13 protein-coding genes are annotated in these 18,444 nt (G+C 66.7%); 9 read left to right on the top strand and 4 right to left on the bottom strand.

Annotated features, from left to right (window positions below; all coding sequences use genetic code 11):
• Positions 1-88 precede the first annotated feature (88 nt).
• Positions 89-976, top strand: a complete 888-nt coding sequence (locus P7L68_RS24845; protein ID WP_372002494.1) for a dienelactone hydrolase family protein — start codon at positions 89-91, stop codon at positions 974-976.
• A 10-nt stretch (positions 977-986) separates the two neighbouring features.
• Here the strand turns inward: P7L68_RS24845 and mtgA are convergent, their stop codons facing one another.
• Positions 987-1,727, bottom strand: a complete 741-nt coding sequence (gene mtgA / locus P7L68_RS24840) for a monofunctional biosynthetic peptidoglycan transglycosylase (RefSeq protein WP_372002493.1) — start codon at positions 1,725-1,727, stop codon at positions 987-989.
• Positions 1,728-1,942: 215 nt separating this feature from the next.
• On the opposite strand from mtgA, the gene P7L68_RS24835 reads away from it, so the two are divergent.
• Positions 1,943-9,832, top strand: a complete 7,890-nt coding sequence (locus tag P7L68_RS24835) for an autotransporter domain-containing protein (protein WP_372002492.1) — start codon at positions 1,943-1,945, stop codon at positions 9,830-9,832.
• Positions 9,833-9,871: 39 nt separating this feature from the next.
• On the opposite strand, the gene P7L68_RS24830 is transcribed toward P7L68_RS24835, so the two are convergent.
• Complete coding sequence (locus P7L68_RS24830) at positions 9,872-10,393, bottom strand: PaaI family thioesterase (protein ID WP_372002491.1); 522 nt, start codon at positions 10,391-10,393, stop codon at positions 9,872-9,874.
• Between the two features lie 96 nt (positions 10,394-10,489).
• Between P7L68_RS24830 and P7L68_RS24825 the strand changes: the two genes are divergently transcribed.
• Positions 10,490-10,918, top strand: coding sequence for a MarR family winged helix-turn-helix transcriptional regulator (locus P7L68_RS24825; protein ID WP_372002490.1), 429 nt, complete (start codon positions 10,490-10,492; stop codon positions 10,916-10,918).
• A gap of 6 nt (positions 10,919-10,924) precedes the next feature.
• On the opposite strand, the gene P7L68_RS24820 is transcribed toward P7L68_RS24825, so the two are convergent.
• Positions 10,925-11,506: a TIGR00730 family Rossman fold protein gene (locus tag P7L68_RS24820; protein WP_372002489.1), complete on the bottom strand. Its 582-nt coding sequence runs from the start codon at positions 11,504-11,506 to the stop codon at positions 10,925-10,927.
• A gap of 324 nt (positions 11,507-11,830) precedes the next feature.
• On the opposite strand from P7L68_RS24820, the gene P7L68_RS24815 reads away from it, so the two are divergent.
• Genes P7L68_RS24815 through P7L68_RS24805 form a run of 3 tightly spaced genes read left to right on the top strand, consistent with a single transcriptional unit; the run spans position 11,831 to position 14,717 of the window.
• Positions 11,831-12,820 (top strand): TRAP transporter substrate-binding protein, encoded by a 990-nt coding sequence (locus P7L68_RS24815; protein ID WP_372002488.1) that lies wholly within the window; start codon positions 11,831-11,833, stop codon positions 12,818-12,820.
• A gap of 32 nt (positions 12,821-12,852) precedes the next feature.
• Positions 12,853-13,425, top strand: a complete 573-nt coding sequence (locus P7L68_RS24810) for a TRAP transporter small permease (RefSeq protein ID WP_372002487.1) — start codon at positions 12,853-12,855, stop codon at positions 13,423-13,425.
• Positions 13,422-14,717 (top strand): TRAP transporter large permease, encoded by a 1,296-nt coding sequence (locus P7L68_RS24805; RefSeq protein ID WP_372002486.1) that lies wholly within the window; start codon positions 13,422-13,424, stop codon positions 14,715-14,717. Before P7L68_RS24810 ends, P7L68_RS24805 begins: the two co-directional genes overlap by 4 nt.
• An 82-nt stretch (positions 14,718-14,799) precedes the next feature.
• On the opposite strand, the gene P7L68_RS24800 is transcribed toward P7L68_RS24805, so the two are convergent.
• Positions 14,800-15,051, bottom strand: a complete 252-nt coding sequence (locus P7L68_RS24800; protein ID WP_372002485.1) for a DUF1127 domain-containing protein — start codon at positions 15,049-15,051, stop codon at positions 14,800-14,802.
• A 245-nt stretch (positions 15,052-15,296) separates the two neighbouring features.
• On the opposite strand from P7L68_RS24800, the gene gcvA reads away from it, so the two are divergent.
• The 3 genes from gcvA to P7L68_RS24785 all read left to right on the top strand — a co-directional run bounded on the left by gcvA (position 15,297) and on the right by P7L68_RS24785 (position 18,425).
• Complete coding sequence (gene gcvA / locus P7L68_RS24795) at positions 15,297-16,223, top strand: transcriptional regulator GcvA (protein WP_372002484.1); 927 nt, start codon at positions 15,297-15,299, stop codon at positions 16,221-16,223.
• 33 nt (positions 16,224-16,256) lie between these two features.
• Positions 16,257-17,198 (top strand): hypothetical protein, encoded by a 942-nt coding sequence (locus P7L68_RS24790; protein ID WP_372002483.1) that lies wholly within the window; start codon positions 16,257-16,259, stop codon positions 17,196-17,198.
• 111 nt (positions 17,199-17,309) lie between these two features.
• Positions 17,310-18,425: a sulfate/molybdate ABC transporter ATP-binding protein gene (locus tag P7L68_RS24785; RefSeq protein WP_372002482.1), complete on the top strand. Its 1,116-nt coding sequence runs from the start codon at positions 17,310-17,312 to the stop codon at positions 18,423-18,425.
• The last annotated feature ends 19 nt before the right edge of the window (positions 18,426-18,444 follow it).

Raw genomic sequence — 18,444 nt, 5'->3', positions numbered from 1 at the left:
AGACGCTGGTCGACCGGGGCATATCAGGCCATCTGGCAAAGGAAGCGGTGGTGACGTCCACCGCGCCCCTTGCCGGAGATCCAGAAAAATGACCAATCATTCATCTGACCTGGCGAGCCTCGTGCCGCCTGTGGACGTCACCCGCCGCGACTTTACCCTCGGCTCGCTGGCGGTGGGTTTTGCGCTGGCCGCCAGGCCCGTGCGGGCGGAGACGCGGATCACGACCGATGCCGCGGGGCTGGAGGCGGGTGCCTTCACCCTGCCGGTCTCGGGCTTCGACGTGCCCTGCTATTTCGCCCGGCCGGCGGGGGGCGAAAGACTCGCCACCATCCTGGTCGCGCCCGAAATCTTCGGCCTGCACGAGCACATCGCCGATGTCTGCCGGCGCTTCGCACACGAAGGCTTTCTCGCGATCGCCTTCGATCCCTTCGCACGTCAGGGGGACGTTACGAAGCTGCCTGACGTGCAGACCATCATCTCGACCGTGGTCTCGAAGACGCCGGATGCCCAGGTGATGGCGGATCTGGATGCCATTGCCGCCCATGCCGCTGCCGAACGCGGCGGGGATCCCGAGCGGCTGGGCATCACCGGCTTTTGCTGGGGCGGGCGCACGACCTGGCTCTATGCCGCCCATAATCCGAAGGTGAAGGCCGGTGTCGCCTGGTATGGGCGACTGGTCGGTGCGGCGAACGAGATCACACCGCGCCAGCCGGTGGATGTGGCTGCCGATCTGTCGGGGCCGGTGCTCGGCCTTTACGGCGGGGCCGACAGCGGTATTCCGGTTGCGACGGTGGATCAGATGCGCGCCGCGCTCGCCGCTGCCGGTACACCGGCGGCGACGGCATCGGAGATCGTCGTTTATCCCGACACGCCCCACGCCTTCCATGCCGATTACCGGCCGAGCTATCGGCCCGAGGCTGCAAAGGATGGTTGGGCGCGCTGTCTCGCCTGGTTCCGTAACCACGGCCTCGGCTGAACCGGATGGCTCAGGCCGGCGCCGCCGCACAGGCTGTCGCCGGCCCCAACTGCCCCACACGGCGGGCGATGACGCCGGCCCGGCGCTGGATGTAGCGTGTCGGTTCCGATGCGCTCCAGCGGCGCGGGTTGGGCAGAACCGCGGCGAGCAGCGCCGCCTCCCGCGCGGTCAGGGCCGCGGCGGGCTTGCCGAAATGAGCCTGGGCGGCCGCTTCGGCGCCATAGAGGCCCGGTCCCATTTCTGCGACGTTCACGTAAAGCTCGATGATTCGCCATTTCGGCCAGAGGATCTCGATCGCAAAGGCGAGCGGCACCTCCAGCGCCTTGCGCAGAAAGCCGCCCCCCGGCCAGAGGAACAGGTTACGGGCCGTTTGCATGGTAATGGTGCTGGCCCCGCGCAGCGGCCGGCCATCGCGCCATTCGTCGATGGCCTGGCCGACTGCGGTCCAGTCCACGGCGAAATGGCTGCAGAAATTGTTGTCTTCGGCCGCGATCGCCGAATTCGGCAGGGTACGGGCGATCTGGTCCAGGGTGCGTGGCCTGTAGTCCAGCCGCCCCTCTTCGACCAGGCGGATCAGCATCAGCGGCGTTGCCGGCGGGTCGATCCAGCGATAGGCGACCAGCATCGCCGCCCAGATCGCCAGCACCGCCAGCAACACGGCCCGCATCGCCCGCAGCACCCGGCGCAGCAGGCCGGGTGCGGACCGGACGGATCTGCCCGGACGCGACTTCGGGGGTTGGTCGGAGGTCATGCGCAGGCCAATCCTCGGTGCATGCGGGACAGCATGCCCGACCGGGGCTGATGCCGCCAAGGGAAACCGTGAGACGGGGTTAAGGCCATGTAAACCCGGGTTGACCTTTCAACCTGCGGGTCTTCCGGCGCGGCTGCTCGCTCGGACATCTTTGACGCTCGGTCGGAGCGCGCGGCTCCGGCGTCGGTTCGTCTCGTCTGAAGGATGCCCGCATCATGGCTGGCCACCCCCGTTCCCTGGACCGTGAGGTCGACCTGTCCCGACGTCTCATCCATCTCAGGCGCCACCTGATGGCTGGTGCCGCCATGACCGTGATGGTCTGGGGCGTGGGCAGTCGGGACGAGGTTCTGGCCGACACCATTCAGGTCGGGTCTGGTGACGTGCCGCTCAGGCTTGAGGCCTTGTCGGATCTGCCAACGGCGGTGGAGATCGTCGCAGGTTCCGCCCGGACGGTCGCTGGCGATGAGCCGGCCGTGTCGTCGGAAACTCCGGGCTGGACGCTGGAGAACCGTGGCGAGGTCACGGCCGGGGGCGTAGGCGTGGGGCTGGTCGGCAGCACCCTGGTCAATGACACCGATGCCCGGATAACCGGTGCCGCCGGTGTGCAGATGGCGGACCCCGATGGCACCGCCGGGCTTGCGGTCGAGAATGCCGGCGTGATCACCGGGCAGGCGGGCGCCGGCCTGGTCGCTGCCGGGACCGGCGTCTTCGCCCTGGACAATCGCGCGAGCGGTGCGATCTTCGCGGAAGGGCCGGCCCTGCTTGTACAGGCCGCGCAAGCCGTCATCGGGAATGAAGGGACCATCCAGAGCAATCAGACCGATGGTGCGCTGATCAATGCCGGCGAGGTGATCGTCGCCAACGGCACGAATGGCGTGATCATCGGTGAGGCCGTCGGCCTTGGTGTCACGGGCGGGACCGTCGACGTCACCAATGATGGTGTGGTCTCGGGCGGCTATCGCAGCCCGCTCGAGGTGTCGGGTGGTATCGCCGTGCAGTCGGCGGAGGCGCGGGTGGTAAACGGCGCCACCGGCACGGCTCTTGGGCGCAGTGCGGGCATCACCGTGCAGGCGGCCGGTACGGCGACGGTGGAGAATGCCGGCACGACCAATGGCGTCATCCTGGATGGCGGAGCCGCGGCCGTGCTGCGCAATGCCGAAGGGGGCACCATTACCGCCCAGACCGTCAACCTGGTTACCGGCACCGGTACGGTGACGGTGGAGAATGACGGCGTGATTTCGGACGCCGCCGGTTACGGCATCGAAATCGGCAGCCCCGAACGCTTCCCGGCTGCGATCAACCTGCAGAACGGCACCACCGGCGAGATCCGCGGCAGCATTGGCGGCGTTCAGGTAATGGGTGGCGCGATCGACATCGACAATGCCGGCAAGATTCTCTCGGATCGGGGAACCGGCATCATCGCCGCCGCAATGGGCGGTGTCGGGATCGGCAATCGGATCGGTGGCATGGTGCTCAGCGGGGACGTCGCGCTGACGGCTGCCGGTAGCGAGGTCATGCTCGACAATGCCGGCACCCTGCAGAGCTACGATGCCGACGGCGTGCGCATCGATGCCGGTACGGTCAGTGTCATGAACCGGTCGGATGCCGTTATCCTGGGCGACGGGATCGGCCTCGCCATCCGTGGCGATATGGTGGATGTGACCAATGCCGGTACGATTGCTGGCGGCGCAAACAGCGGATTGCCGGTGTCCGGTGGCATCGCGATCCAGGCCGACACGGCCATGGTCGTGAACCAGGCCGGCGGCATGGTGCTGGGGCGGGAGGCCGGTGTCACCGTCGAGGCAGGCAACAGTGCCGGGCTGATCAATGCAGGTGTTTCGAACGGCGTGATGATCGACGGCGGAACACAGGCCGTGCTGCGGAATCTGGCTGGCGGATCGATCACCGCGGAAACCGACAACCTCGTCACTGGTCGCGGCACCGTGCTGGTTGAGAATGCCGGCATCATCGAAGGCAGCGCGGCAGGCAAGGGCAGTGAAATCGGCCTGATCGCCGGCACCCGCGCGGGCGCCGCCCGGCCGGCAGAGACCATCCTGATCAATGAGGCAGGCGGCCGGATCACCGGCTTCAACGGCGCGGCCGTGCTTTCCGGCGACGTGATCCGGATCGAAAACCGGGGCACGATCGACGGCATCCTGGCTCCGGCCGTCAGCGCCACTGCCGATGTCACCCATATCGTCAACGAAGGACTGGTCGCCGGCGGGACCGGCTTCCTGATCGACGGTGATGCCACCCTGACCAATGCCGCCGGGGCTGAGATCCTGACCTGGGGGACGGCGGTTTTCACCACCGGTGCCGCCGATGTGGTCAACGCCGGGCAGATCGTCACTGTTCATGGGGTCGTGCCCGACGATGTCCCGGATGGTGCCGTGGCCGTGGGTAGCGGCAGCCATATCAACAATCTTGCGGGTGGCGTGATCCTCAACCGCCGCTGGGCCGGCATTGCGGTGTCGGATGGGACGGGGGACGAGGATCCGGCTGCCCGCGAGACGGTGATCGAAAACGCCGGTCTGATCCGCTCTGAAGGGCCGGGGCACGGGGTCGGGGTCGCTGTTGCAGGACGCGTGACGATCTCTAACCTTCAGGGCGGCATCATCAGCGCGGCCGGCCTGGAGGGCGTTACGCTCAGGGCCGGTACAGCCATCATCGACAATGCAGGAACCATCATCGGCGGCGGCTCCGACGGAGACGCCCAGATCATTGCAGGCCTTGCCGTCATCGGCGACGAGACCATGGTCACCAACCGGGCGGGCGGCGTGATCGCCGGCGACAGAATGGGTGTTGCCCTCAATGCCGGCAATGGAGCGGTGCTCGATAATGCCGGCTTCATCAACGGCATTTACCTTGAAGGCGGTGCTTCGGCCGAGCTGAAGAATGCCGCGGCAGGTGTCGTGGCGGCAGATGAAGGCAATGGACTGATCAGCGACGTGGTCGTGGTCGACAACGCCGGCGTCATCACAGGCGGCACCTCCGCCCTGACCCTCCTGGGGGGCACGGGCAGTGTCATCAATACAGGCACCATCGACGGTGGCGGTGGTGTCGGCATTGCAAGTGGCGTGACCGGCGGCACCAGCGTCGTCAACAGTGGCACAATCACCGGTCGGGCGGTCGGTATCGGCACCGAAGGCACGCTCGCTCTCGATAATGCCGGTCGGGTCTCGGGCGGCAACGTGGCCGTCTATGGCGCGGATGGTACGATCGTCAATCGTGACGGCGGTGTGATCACCGGTGCCAGCGGCGTTGTCCTGGTCGGGGGAGGCGGGGTACGGCCGTCGGTCGACAATGCCGGGACGATCGACGCCATGGCCGGCAATGCGGTTGCCGCGGCCAATGGTTCCGTCCGCAATTCGGGGAGCATCACATCGCTCGGTGATGCCGTGGTTCTGACCGGCGGCGCGCTCGACAACCTCGCCGGCGGGTCGGTGGTGGCGGGGGGCGTCGCCGTATATCTGGTGGCCGACGAAGACGGCCATGCCGGATCGATCAGCAATGCCGGAACCGTCACGGGCGGCGCGGCAGGTGTGCTCATCCAGGACGGCAGGGGCAGCGTCGTCAATACGGGCAGCATTGAGGGGGCGGATGGTGGCAGCGGGATCGTCGGCTCGCAAGCCAGCGCCACCAGCGTCGTCAACAGCGGCACCGTCTCGGGCTCCGTGTTCGGCATCGTCACCCTGGGCTCGCTCACGCTCGACAATATCGGTCGGATCCGGAGCGACGACGCTGCCGTCCACGCGATGGACGGCGCGATCATCGAGAACCGGGCAGGCGGCGAGATCGTCGCCGAAGGCACGGCCATCCAGCTGACGGGCGAAGCGCTGATCACCAATGCCGGCCTCATCAGGTCCGCGCAGGGCATTGCGATCACCGTCGAAGGCGATGCGGTGGTCGGCAATGCTGCGGGCGGGGTCATCGAGGCCGCCGGACCGGCCCTTCTGCTGGCGGGCACGGCGTCGCTCACCAATGCCGGGCGCATCTCGTCCACCGATCCGACCTTCGGCGGTGACGATGCGGAAGGCGTCGCCATCCTGGCCGGCAGCGGCGGGCTGATCGCCAATACCGGCGTGATCGAAAGCGGTGCCGGCGCGGTGATGATCGGTGACGTCGCCGACGATGCCGGGGAGCTGACGACCGCCATTGCCAATGATGGCCTGATCCAGGCGCGTGGGGACGGCGTGGCGCTGGCGGCCGACATCATCGGCGGGTTGGAGATCGCCAATACCAACACCATCGTGGCGGCTGACGGCCTTGCGATCGATGTGGCGGCAGCCGAAGTTCTGCTCGGCAACAGCGGTGTGATCGTCAGCGACGGCGCGAGCGGCATATTGCTGCACGGAGATGACATCGCGGTGTCGAATGGCGAAGGCGCTCTGATCCGCGGTGGTGGCGGCACGGCTCTGATCGTTGTCGGCGAAAGTGTCGATATTGCCAATGGCGGGGTCATCGTCGGGGCAGAGGCGGGGCTGGCGGTGGATGGCGGCGAGGTTGCCGTCACCAATGACATCAACGGCGTGATCGATGGCGAAGGCTATGGCGCCGTCATTCAGGCGGCGGGCGATGCGACCTTCGATAATGCAGGTTACGTGGCCGGGCTGTCGGTTGTCGCCGACGGTGCCGTCAGCCTGAACAACTCCGGTACCGGCGTCATTGCCGGCACTGCGGGCAACGCATTTGCCGGGACCGACGTAACGCTTGAAAATGCGGGCGTGATCAGCGGCACCGACGGTGGGCTGGTGGTGACCGGTGATACCGTCGAGATCGCGAACGGCGGCAGCATCATCGGCCTCTTTGGCGCAGGCCTTGTCGTTTCTGCATCCGACGAGGTGACGGTCACCAATACCGGCACGATCAGCGGCGGTGGCATTGGTATCGGCATCGATGGGAATGCCTTCATCGACAACGCCGGTACCATCTCGGGCGATGAAGTGGCGCTCGCGTTCGGAAGCGGTGCGATCCGCAATGCCGGGGGTGGTGTGATCTCCGGCGGGATCGGCATCGTTGCCACCGGGGAAGACGGATCGGCCGAGCTGATCAATGAGGGCCTGATCCAGGCGACCGGGGGGCTGGCCGTGGCTCTCGGCGGCGGCGCGATCCTCAATCATGGTACCATCACTGCGATGGCAACCGGGGATCCGGACGGAGAGACCGTTCCCCTTGCCATTGAACTCGCGGGTGGCAGCCTGGTGAATGCTGCCGGTGGCGTGGTGTCCTCGGCAGGAACCACGATCCTCGACCTCGGCGACGTGGACGGCAATGCCGGTGCCATCCGCAATGAGGGGCAGATCCTGGGCGATATCGCCATCGTGGCGGGCGGCGGTGACGGCTTCGTGCTCGACAATATCGGCGGGCGGATCGCCGGTCAGAGCTTCGCTGTCAGCGCCTCCGGCGCCGATATCCGCATTCGCAATGAGGCCGGGTTGATTGCTGGCGGCATGGTGCTGAGCGGCAGCGATGCCGTGATCGACAACCGCAGCGGCGGTGTGGTGATCCGAACCGGCCAGAGCGATGAGGACGGCAACCCGAATTCCGCCGTGATTGATCTGGTAAATGCCGATGGTGCCGTGATTACCAATGCCGGTCTGATTGCCGGCACGAACGCCTATGGCATCCGGGCCGGCGTCGATGACGAGACCGAGGCCAGTTCGCTTGATGTGGTCAATCTGTCGGGCGCGCGCATCGCCGGCGTCACGGCCATTGATGCCGAGGTCGATACGCTCGACATCGACAATGCCGGCTTCCTGACCGGCGAGGATTATGGCGTCTACGCCACGGCCGATGATGTGTCGATCGTCAACCGGGCGGGCGGCGAGATCACCGGCGGGATCAGTGCCATCGATGTCGAAGGCGGCTTCGACATCGAGAATGCGGGCGCCATCTCGGGCGGGAATGACGAGCGGCATGCGCCCGCCATGTTCCTTATCGGCGACGGCATGCTGGCCAATGCGGCCGCAGGCCGGATCACCGGTGGCGTCGCCATTTCTTCCGATGCCGACGGTCTGGTCGACGTGGTCAATGCCGGTGTGATCGAGGCAGAGCGCCTGGCGATCCAGGCCGGTGGTGAGGCTTCCGTCGAGAATCAGGCGGGCGGCCTGATTTCCGCGGCCCTCGGCATCGTCTTCACCAGTTCGATCGACCCGGACTCCCTGTCGATCGATACTCCGACACTGGTCAACCGCGGTGAGATCCGGGGCGGTGTGATCTATGACGCGGGTATGGTCAATATCGCCGATATCGGCGGGCGGCTTGGCGCCAATGAAGACGGCTGGGCCCTGACCTTCTCGGAAGATGCCGACGAGCGCTGGCTGACCGTGCGGGACGGCGCCGTTATCGATGGCGACGTTCTGGCGGGAGAGATCAACGACCTCGATGCCGCCCACGATCGGGAAGACAGCGTCGCCACCTTCGAAGGCGGCGGCAGTTTCGCCCATGATCTCGGTGGTTTCGGTCTGATCGAGAAGGAGGGGGCCGGCACCTGGCGCTTCTCGGGCAATCTGCTCGCTGCCGCCTTCGATGTGAACGAGGGGGGTGTCCGTCTCGACGGCCGCTTCACCGGCGATGAGATGACGGTCGGGGCCGCGGGCACGCTTTCCGGCAATGGCACGATCGACGGCGATCTGATCAGCGAGGGCCAGGTGGCGCCGGGCAATTCGATCGGCACCATCACCGTCACCGGTGATTTCACCCAGACCGCAACCGGCACGCTCGCCATGGAATATGCCGCGGACGGTGCGGGCGGCACGGTCACCGACCGGCTGGTGGTGGGCGGTGCCGCCACGATCGAGGGCGGCACGCTGTCGCTCAGCTCGTTCGACGGCAGCACGCCGCGCTATGCCAGCACCGAGCTGATCACGGCGGCCGACGGCATCACCGGTACCTTCGATACGGTCGAGACCGATCGGGCCGGTCTGGTCGGACGGCTGCTGGCTGATGGCGACGTGATCTCGCTCAGGCTGGTGGATACCGAGAACGGCTTCCGGGCGCTCGCCACCACCCGCAATGCCCGCAATGTCGCAACCGTGCTGGAGACCCAGGGGTTGACGGCGACCGGGGATCGCGACCAGTTGCTGACCGAACTGGCGGCGCTGGATGATGCCGATGCGGCGGCGGCCCTCGGCGATCTTGCCGGGTCCGAATATGCCGGCCACTGGCGCTATCTGCGCGGGACGGGCCGGGCCTTCGTCGACGGGGCGGCAAACGCCGCCCATGCCGGTCATCGCGGTGCCTGGATCACCGGCTTCGGCAATACCGGCCGGACCAGCGGTGAGGATGCGGCGGGCGATCTGCGCTGGCGGAGCGCCGGCACGGCGGTGGGCATCGACTTTGCAGTGGGTGAGGCGGCGCGCCTCGGCATTGCAGCCGGCGTGACCGACGGTCGGACCACTGCCCGCAGCCGGGATGCCGGGATCGACACCACCGGCTGGCATGTCGGCGGCTATGGTGCGGTGCCGGCCGGGCCGGTGACGCTGGATGCGGTGGTCGCCTATACCCGGTCGTCCTCTGACGCCGACCGGTCGATCACCGGTACCGACCGCACGGCCCGGGGCAGCTTCGATACCGATCAGGTGACGGCCGCGATCGGCGTTTCGACCGATCTTGTGGTGCCTGGGGCGAAACCGGGCACGCCCGAGGCGGCGGCGGGGGCCCCGAGCTGGACCGTCACCCCGATGCTGCGCCTGATCTATGACCGGCAGAAGAGTGATGACGTCACCGAAACCGGTGCCGGCGCTGCGGCGCTGGTGGTCCAGGGGGGCACGGTCGAAGGGTTGGAAGCCTTCGCCGGGGTGCGCTTCTCTACGGCCTATGGCGATGCGTCGAAGGGCGAGACCGTGATCCGGCCGAGCTTCACTCTGGGTGTCGGGCAGGAACTGCTTGATCGCGATCAGACGCTGACGGCCCACTTCACCGGCGACCCGGCGAACACCTTCCAGGTGGAGGGTATCTCGCAGGGGCGGACCACCGGCCGGATCGGCGCGGCGGTCGAGGCCGATGTCGCACCTGGCGTGACGCTGGGTGTCGGCTATGCCGGTGCGATCGACGAGACCGGCGGCGACCATCGGCTGACCGCCGGGCTGCGCTTCTCCTGGTGATCCGCGGCGCCGATTCTGCTGATCATGTCCGGGCGGGGATCACCCCGCCCGGCGTGACAGCGGGAAGATTGCGCAGGTGGTGGTGCCATGGGCGTAGAGCTTGCCGGCCTCGTCGGTGAGTGTGGCCTCGGCGGTCGCAAAGCTGCGGCCGACATGGATGACCTTGCCCTCGGCTCGCATCTTCCCGGTCGCAGTGGTCACCGGGCGCAGATAGTTCACCTTGATCTCGACCGTGGTATAGGCCGACCCGGCGGGCAGGGTGCTGTGCACGGCGCAGCCGAGCGCGCTGTCGAGCATTGCCGCGATCCAGCCACCATGGACGGTGCCGATCGGGTTGTAATGGTCGAAGAGCGGCGTGCCGGCAAAGACCACACGGCCGTGCTCTACCGTTTCGGGATCGAAATTCAGCGTGGCGCCGATCGGCGGGCGGGGCAGTTCCCCCGCGGCGAGGCGTTGCAGCATTTCCAGCCCTGAGATGTCGGCGATCTCGTCAAGGCTGGCAACGCCGATACCCCGGCCCCCGGTCGCTTCGGCTGCCGCAGCACTGATCTCGGTGGTCATGGAGCAACTCCCGTCCTGCTTGTCCATGTAAAAGAGTGTATATACACTCTTTTGTTGCAGCGTAATGCGGTGCAGCATGGACGGCAAGGAGAGAGAATGACCGGCGGGACGGATCTTCCCTGCACCTGCCTGCGTCTGCGTCAGGCGGCGCGGCAGGTCACGCGGCTCTACGACCGGCGGCTGGAGCCGGCCGGGCTCCGGATCACCCAGTTCCCGGTGCTCGCCCTGTTGAGGGCCGACGGCCCGGCGCCGCTTGGCCAGCTGGCGGAGCGGCTGGTAACCGACCGGACCACCCTGACGCGCAATCTGAAGCCGATGGAGCAGGCAGGGTTGATCGAGACCCGGGCGGATCCGGATGATCGCCGCCGCCGTCTGCTGGTCATCACGGAAGAGGGGCGGGCAGTGCTGCGCCGGGCGGCGCCGCTGTGGCGGGCCGCCCAGACTGAACTTGCAGACCTGCTGGGGCCGGATCTGCGCAGCCGGCTGATGGACGACCTTGATCAGGTGATCGCCCGGATCGACTGAGGCGGCTCAGCGCTCCTCGATCTCGATCCATTTGTGCTCGACCTTCGGGCGATAGGCTGCGAAGCGTTCGATCAGCCGGGCAGGATCGGTGTCGACCAGCAGGATATCGAGATGCTGGGGCTTCATGAAGCCGCGCTGCGCCACGTGATGCAGGAAGTCGAGCAGCGGCTGATAGAAGCCGTCGACGTCGAGCAGGCCGACGGGCTTGGCATGGCTGCCGAGCTGGGCCCAGGTCCAGACCTCGAAAAGTTCCTCGAACGTGCCGATCCCGCCGGGCAGGGCGATGAAGCCGTCCGAGAGGTCAGCCATCATCGCCTTGCGTTCATGCATCGAGCCCACCACACGGAGTTCGGTGATGTTGCGATGGCCGACTTCACGGTCCTCCAGCGCCTTGGGGATGATGCCGATCACCTCGCCGCCCGCCGCCATGGTGGCGTCCGCCACCTGGCCCATCAGGCCGACACGGCCGCCACCATAGACCAGGCCCAGCTGCCGCCGGGCCAGTTCGCGGCCCAGATGCCGTGCCGCCTCGGTGAAGGCGGGAGCATCGCCGGGATTGGAGCCGCAGAAGACGCAGAGCCGGTTCATTCTCTCTCCTCGATATCAGGCCCGCGGCGGGGCGCGGGCCGTCTTCCATTCATCGGGCCTGTCCCGACATGCGAAACAAAATGCCCAAAATCGCGTTTCGACGAAGGGTTGACCGATTTTCCATTCCGGTCGACCGCTCAGGTCGTGCTACATCGGGCATGTGGGGATGATAACATCCCGTCATCAAGGCGTCGTGACGGTCCGGGAAAAACAACGGCCAGATCCGGGAACAGAATTCCGGCCAGGGCCTCCGGGGGACGAGGGTCCGGACCGCATGCCGGCGCCTGAGGAGCCGTTGATCAGGTCCAGGGGAGGAACCGATCCATGCGCATTTTCGCGTCGCTCGCCGTCGTGGCGGGCCTGCTGGCCGGCGGCAGCGCCATGGCCGCCGATCCGATCGTCATCAAGTTCAGTCATGTCGTTGCAGACTCCACGCCCAAGGGGCAGGGGGCGCTGATGTTCCAGAAGCTCGCTGCCGAGCGGCTGGGTGACAGGGTGAAGGTCGAGGTCTATCCCAACTCGCAGCTTTTCGGCGATGGCAAGGAGATGGAGGCTCTGGCGCTGGGCGACGTCCAGCTGATCGCGCCCTCGCTGTCGAAATTCGACCGCTATACGAAGAAGCTCCAGGTTTTCGACCTGCCCTTCCTGTTCGACGACATCGCCGCCGTCGACCGTTTCCAGGCGAGCGATACCGGTCGCGGTCTGCTGCGCTCGATGGAGAAGAAGGGCTTCATCGGCCTTGGCTACTGGCATAACGGCATGAAGCAGCTGTCGGCCAACAAGCCGCTGCGCATGCCTGAAGATGCGAAGGGCCTCAAGTTCCGCATTCAGGCCTCCGACGTGCTGCTGGCGCAGTTCGAGGCGCTGGGCTCCAACCCGCAGAAGATGGCCTTCTCGGAAGTCTATCAGGCGCTGCAGACCGGCGCGATCGACGGTGCCGAGAACCCCTACTCCAACCTCTACAGCCAGAAATTCTTCGAGGTCCAGAAGTACATTACCGAGAGCAATCACGGTGTGCTCGACTACATGGTGGTGACCAATACGGAATTCTGGAACGGCCTGCCCGACGATGTCCGCGCCGAACTTGAGAAGATCATGGGCGAGGTGACGACGGCCGTGAACAAGATGGCCAACGACATCAACGAGCGGGATAAGAAGCGCATCGCCGAGAGCGGCTCGTCCGAGATCCTGACCCTGACCAAGGACGAGGTGTCGGCCTGGCGCAAGGCCATGGCGCCGGTCTGGACGAAGTTCGAGGGTGAGATCGGCAAGGATGTGATCGACGCAGCCCAGGCGTCGAACGGCGCCCGCTGAGCGGCCGCGACCCCGTCCACGGGATCACCGCAATGATCGCCCGCATCTGGGGACGGCTGGAGGAAGGCGCGATCGCCTTCCTCCTGGCTGCCATGACGCTGCTCACCTTCGTCCAGGTGGTGCTGCGTTACGTGTTCAACAGCGGCCTGGTCTGGGCGCTTGAGGCGACCTTCTATCTCTTCGCCTGGCTGATCATGATCGGCATCTCGTACTGTGTGCGGGTCCATGCCCATATCGGCATCGACCTGGTGGTGAAGATGATGCCGGCTGCCCCCCGCAGAGTGGTGGGGCTTGTGGCCGTCGCCCTGGCGCTGCTCTATGCCGGGCTGATGTTCTGGGGATCCTGGAACTACACCGACCGCATGATGACGCTCGGCATCGAGGCCGAGGACATCCCCGTGGAGCGCTGGATGCTGTCGATCATCCTGCCGGTGGGCTTTGCCCTGCTGGGGCTCAGGCTGATCGAGCAGGGCTGGGCGATCCTCAGCGGGCGGGCCGACGGCTTCCAGCTCGCCGACGAGGCGGCCGAGGCCCTGGCCCTCGACCAGCGGGGCAAGGATGATCCGACGGCAGGCACGTCCGGTCGGGAAGGGAGGGGCCGGTGACCACACTCTTCCTGTTCGTGGCGCTCTTCGTCTTCCTGATCATCGGGATGCCGATCGCCATCTCGCTCGGCCTGTCCAGCCTGCTCACCATTCTGCTGTTCGCAAACGACAGCATGGCGTCGCTGGCGCTGAAGTTCTTCCAGACCGCCGAACTCTATACCCTGCTGGCCATCCCGTTTTTCGTGCTGGCCGGGGCTTTCATGACCACAGGCGGTGTGGCGCGGCGGATGATCGCCTTTGCCAATGCCTGCGTCGGCCACATGTATGGCGGCCTCGCCATCGCCTCGGTGGTGGCCTGCATGCTGTTCGCGGCGGTATCGGGCTCATCGCCCGCCACGGTGGTTGCCGTCGGGTCCATCGTGATCGCCGGCATGGTCCGCGCCGGCTATACACAGAGCTTTGCTGCGGGCGTGGTCTGTAACGCCGGCACCCTCGGCATCCTGATCCCGCCCTCGCTGGTGATGGTCGTCTATGCTGCGGCGACCGAAAGCTCGGTCGGCCGGCTGTTCATGGCCGGCGTCATCCCGGGCATCCTGCTCGGACTGATGCTGGGCGTGGCCATCTACATCTCTGCCCGGGTGAACGGCATTCCGCGCCAGCCGCGGGCGCCGTTTTCAGAAGTGCTCCGCACCGGCCGCAAGGCACTCTGGGGTCTGCTCCTGATCGTGATCATCATGGGCGGCATCTATGGCGGCATCTTCACCCCCACCGAAGCGGCGGCGGTGTCGGCGGTGTACGCCGCCGTGGTCGCCTTGTTCATTTATCGCGACCTGAAGATCACCGACGTGCCGCATGTGCTGGTCGATGCGGCGAAGGTGACGGTGATGCTGCTGTTCATCATCGCCAACGCCTTCCTCTTCGCCCATGTGCTGACCACCGAGCAGATCCCGCAGTCGATCGCCCGCGGCATCACCGAAGCCGGGCTGGCGCCCTGGCAATTCCTGCTGGTGGTCAACATCATCCTGCTGGTCGCCGGCAACTTCATGGAGCCTTCTGCGATCATCCTGATCCTGGCGCCGATCCTGTTCCCGATCGCCACCGGCCTCGGGATCGACCCGATCCATTTCGGCATCATCATGGTGGTGAACATGGAGATCGGCATGGTCACGCCGCCGGTCGGGCTCAACCTGTTCGTGACATCGGGCATAACGGGGATGCCGGTCTTGAGCGTGGTGAAGGCAGCCTGGCCCTGGCTGATGATCCTGATCGCCTTCCTGATCATCATCACCTATGTGCCGGAAATCTCGCTCTGGCTGCCCAACACCCTGTTCGGCAACGCCATGGTCGGCTGATGACGTGCAGGGCCTGAAACGGGAATGGCCGCTGCTCCGGTCGGGAGCCGCGGCCATTTTTTTGCGGGGGCGGATGTGGCGGTCAAGCGCGCCAGAAGGGCTTGTTCGCCTCCCGCGATGCATCGATCGGGTCGATGTCCAGATCGCGCAGCAGATGCGCATCGAGCGTCGCCAGGCAGCGGCGCTGCCGGTGGCGCTCGGCCCAGAGACCGAGGGTGGCGATCATCCGTTCGATCAGGCCGTGAACCGGCTTCACGGCGGCCTGGGCGCGAACGGGGGGCAGTCCGGCTCCCGCGCAGGCGTCGGCGCGGTGCCGCAGGGTCACGACGGTCATCTTCGTCATCTCCGGCTGGAAGGGAGCCGCCGGATGGGGGGAGGGGGCAGAGGGACGGCTCCGGCGGTGACTGCATCTTCCGCCCTGAGCCGATTGCGGGCAAACGAGGCTTTCTCGTACACTCCCTTAGGAAAACTATTCGTGGGTCACGAGGGGCGGCGACGGGCACGATGAAGGCCTGCCCGTCCTTCACCGTCGCCGGAACGGCCTGTCGAGCCGGAGACGGCACCCGGTCCGGACACGCCATGCCCCGTAAACTGCCGCCCCTGAACGGCTTGCGCGCCTTCGAGGCCGCTGCCCGTCATTCCAGCTTTGCCCGTGCGGCGGAAGAGCTTCACGTGACGCCGGCTGCGGTCAGCCACCAGATCAAGGGGCTGGAGGCCTGGCTTGGCGTCACGCTGTTCCGCCGCCTGCCCAACGGCCTGCTGCTGACGGCGGCCGGGCGCGCCTATCTGCCGGGGCTGACCGACGGCTTCGACCGCATCGCCCGTTCTACCGCCGAACTGCGCGGGCGTGATCTGGGCGGGCGATTGACCGTCAGCGTGCTCTCTTCCTTTGCCAGTCTTTGGCTGGCGCCTCGGCTCGGCCGGTTCCGCGAGGCCTATCCGGATGTCGAGCTGTTCCTGCGTGCCGAGACCCGGCTGGTGGATTTCGATCGCGATACGGTCGACCTCGCCATCCGCTATGTGCCGACGATCGACGGGCCGCTGGTTTCCGAGCGGCTGATGGACGAGACGCTCGGGCCGGTGATGAGCCCCGCCCTGCTGGAGCGGCTGGGACCGGTGACCGAACCTGCCGCCCTGCTTGATCTGCCCCTGATCCACGACGCCGATGTGACAGGTGGCGAGGTCGCCGTCTCCTGGCGGAGCTTCTTCGCCACTGCCGGGCTCAACCCGCCTGATGATCTGGACCGGCAGATGCGGATCAACGACACCGGTGTGGCGGTGGCTGCGGCCGTTGCCGGGCAGGGGGTGATCATGGGGCGCAGCGCGCTCATCGCCGATCATCTGGCCGCGGGGCGGCTGGTGCGGCCACTTTCCATTCAGATCCAGGCCGCACAGGCCTATCATCTGGTGTCGACCGAGACCGGCTGGAACGATCCGCGGGTCCTGGCCTTCACCGATTGGCTGCGGCAGGAAGCGCTGACTGCCCAACCATCCAGGCGGGAGTGAGGATTCTCCCGCAATTCAGGAGCATCCGACGTCATGGGCATCCGCAGCACGCTCGCCGCCGGTCTGATCGCCGGCCTGGCCTGGGCCGCCCCCGCCTCGTCTGCCCCCGCCTTGTCTGCCCCCGCCTTGTCTGCGGTACCGTCGCCGTCCTTCGATCCGGCCGGGGTTCATCCGGCCTGCTTCGACAGCCTGGTCTCCCAGGCCTATACCGGCGAGACCGCGCTGGAACGCCTGCCTCTTGCCGGCTGTCCGGGAGAAGAGATCATGCCGGAGCGTCACCAGGACATGGCGGTGATGGTTCGTCCGCCGGCCGGACCGGAAGGCGGCAACCCCGGTGGCTGGTCGCGGGGCTGGGTCGGCAGCCGTCTGGTCGGCCGTTTCGACAGTGATCGGCTGGTCTATGAACTCGTCGAGAATGGCGGCGGTACGGGCGCGTTCTCGATGCTGCTGTCGGGCCGGCTTGCGACGGCCAATGGCGTGCCGGTGCTGGAGGATCTGGTATTGGCGCCGGCGGGGGACCGCTGCAATGGCGGCATTCACACGGCGACGCCTGTCGACGACAAGGCCCTGGACGTCGCGCAATGGGCGACACCTTATGATCTGGTCTCGCTGATCCTGGGGCTGGCGCCGGATGATGCGCCTGATGGCGTCCCCGCCGCTCTGGGCCAGGCGGCCGGGGATCTGCCCTCCTGCGCCGCCTGCTGTGCCGGTACCGTGTTGCTGCGCCTCGATGCCGCCGCCCTTGCCCCCCATGGCGGTGCCGCCGATGCGCCGCCGCTTCCGGGGGAGGTGGTGACGGTCACTGCCGACGGGCTTGGCGAATATGATGATCCGGCCAGCATCTGCCTCGCTGGAACCCTGATCCCTGCCGGCAGGGCTGACCCGCAGGCAGAACTGTCCCTTCCCCTGGAGCGTCTGCCGGGACTGAAGGAAACGCTGATTGCCTGCATCGAGCAAAAATCACACAAAAAATAATGTATATAGTGGATGACATGGCGGGTATGCGCTGAGTACGACTGTGAAATCATTTGACTCGAACCCTTTCCCCGCGGACAATTCCGGTCGTGGTGGAAAAGGACACGCACGATGATCGAGATCAAGGGCCTCTCCAAGCGGTTCAGCGGGTATGACGCGCTGGTCGATGTCGACCTGAACATCCGCGATGGTGAACTTGTGGCACTGCTCGGGCCGTCGGGATCGGGCAAGACCACCCTTCTGCGCATCATCGCCGGGCTGGAGACCGCCGACCGTGGCGCGATCCGCTTCGGCGGTGAAGATGCGGGCCGTCTGGGCGCACGCGAGCGCCGGGTGGGCTTCGTCTTCCAGCATTATGCGTTGTTCCGGCATATGACCGTCTTCGACAACGTCGCCTTCGGCCTGACGGTGCGGCCGCGCGCCAGCCGCCCGGGCCGGGCCGAGATTGCCGAGCGGGTGTCATCGCTGCTGCGTATGGTGCAGCTGGAAAGCCTGGCGGATCGTTTCCCCAACCAGCTGTCGGGTGGCCAGCGGCAGCGTGTGGCGCTGGCGCGTGCGCTTGCCATCGAACCCCGGGTGCTGCTGCTCGACGAACCCTTCGGTGCGCTCGATGCCAAGGTCCGCAAGGAGCTGCGCCGCTGGCTGCGCCGCCTGCACGACGATCTGGGCCTGACCGGTGTTTTCGTGACCCACGACCAGGAAGAGGCGCTGGAAGTCGCCGACCGGGTGGTGGTGATGTCCCAGGGCCGGATTGAACAGATCGGCACCCCGGCCGAGGTCTATGACCGGCCGGCGACGGCCTTCGTGTATCAGTTCTTCGGCAACGTCAACAAACTGCCGGTGATGGTGGAGGCGGGGCGGCTGAAGGTCGCCGGCGTCAGCGGGGCCGGCACGGCGGGGTTGCCGCTGCCAGCGGGCCTGGAGGCGACCCGCGCCGAACAGGGTACGCTCTATGTCCGGCCCCATGATCTGGCGGTGCTGCCGGCAGGTGCGGCCGATGCGCTGCCGGCGACCGTGCGCCATCTGGTCGCTTTCGGCGCCTCGGTGCGCATCGAGCTTGATGTACCCGGGCTGGATCTGGTCGAGGCCGAACTGCCGCGCGAGGAGGCCGACGCCCTCGGTCTCGCCAACGGCCGGACAGTCGCGCTCCGGGTCAAGCGGGGGCGGTTGTTTTTCGACGACGATACCGGCTGGGATGTCGGTCTGACCGAGTCGGTTGCCGCCTGACCCGCGTCATCCCTGACCC

Origin of the sequence: Tistrella mobilis (genome assembly GCF_041468085.1) — a bacterium.
In the GTDB taxonomy this organism is placed as follows: domain Bacteria; phylum Pseudomonadota; class Alphaproteobacteria; order Tistrellales; family Tistrellaceae; genus Tistrella; species Tistrella mobilis_A.
This window is presented reverse-complemented; position numbering and strand designations above follow the sequence as displayed.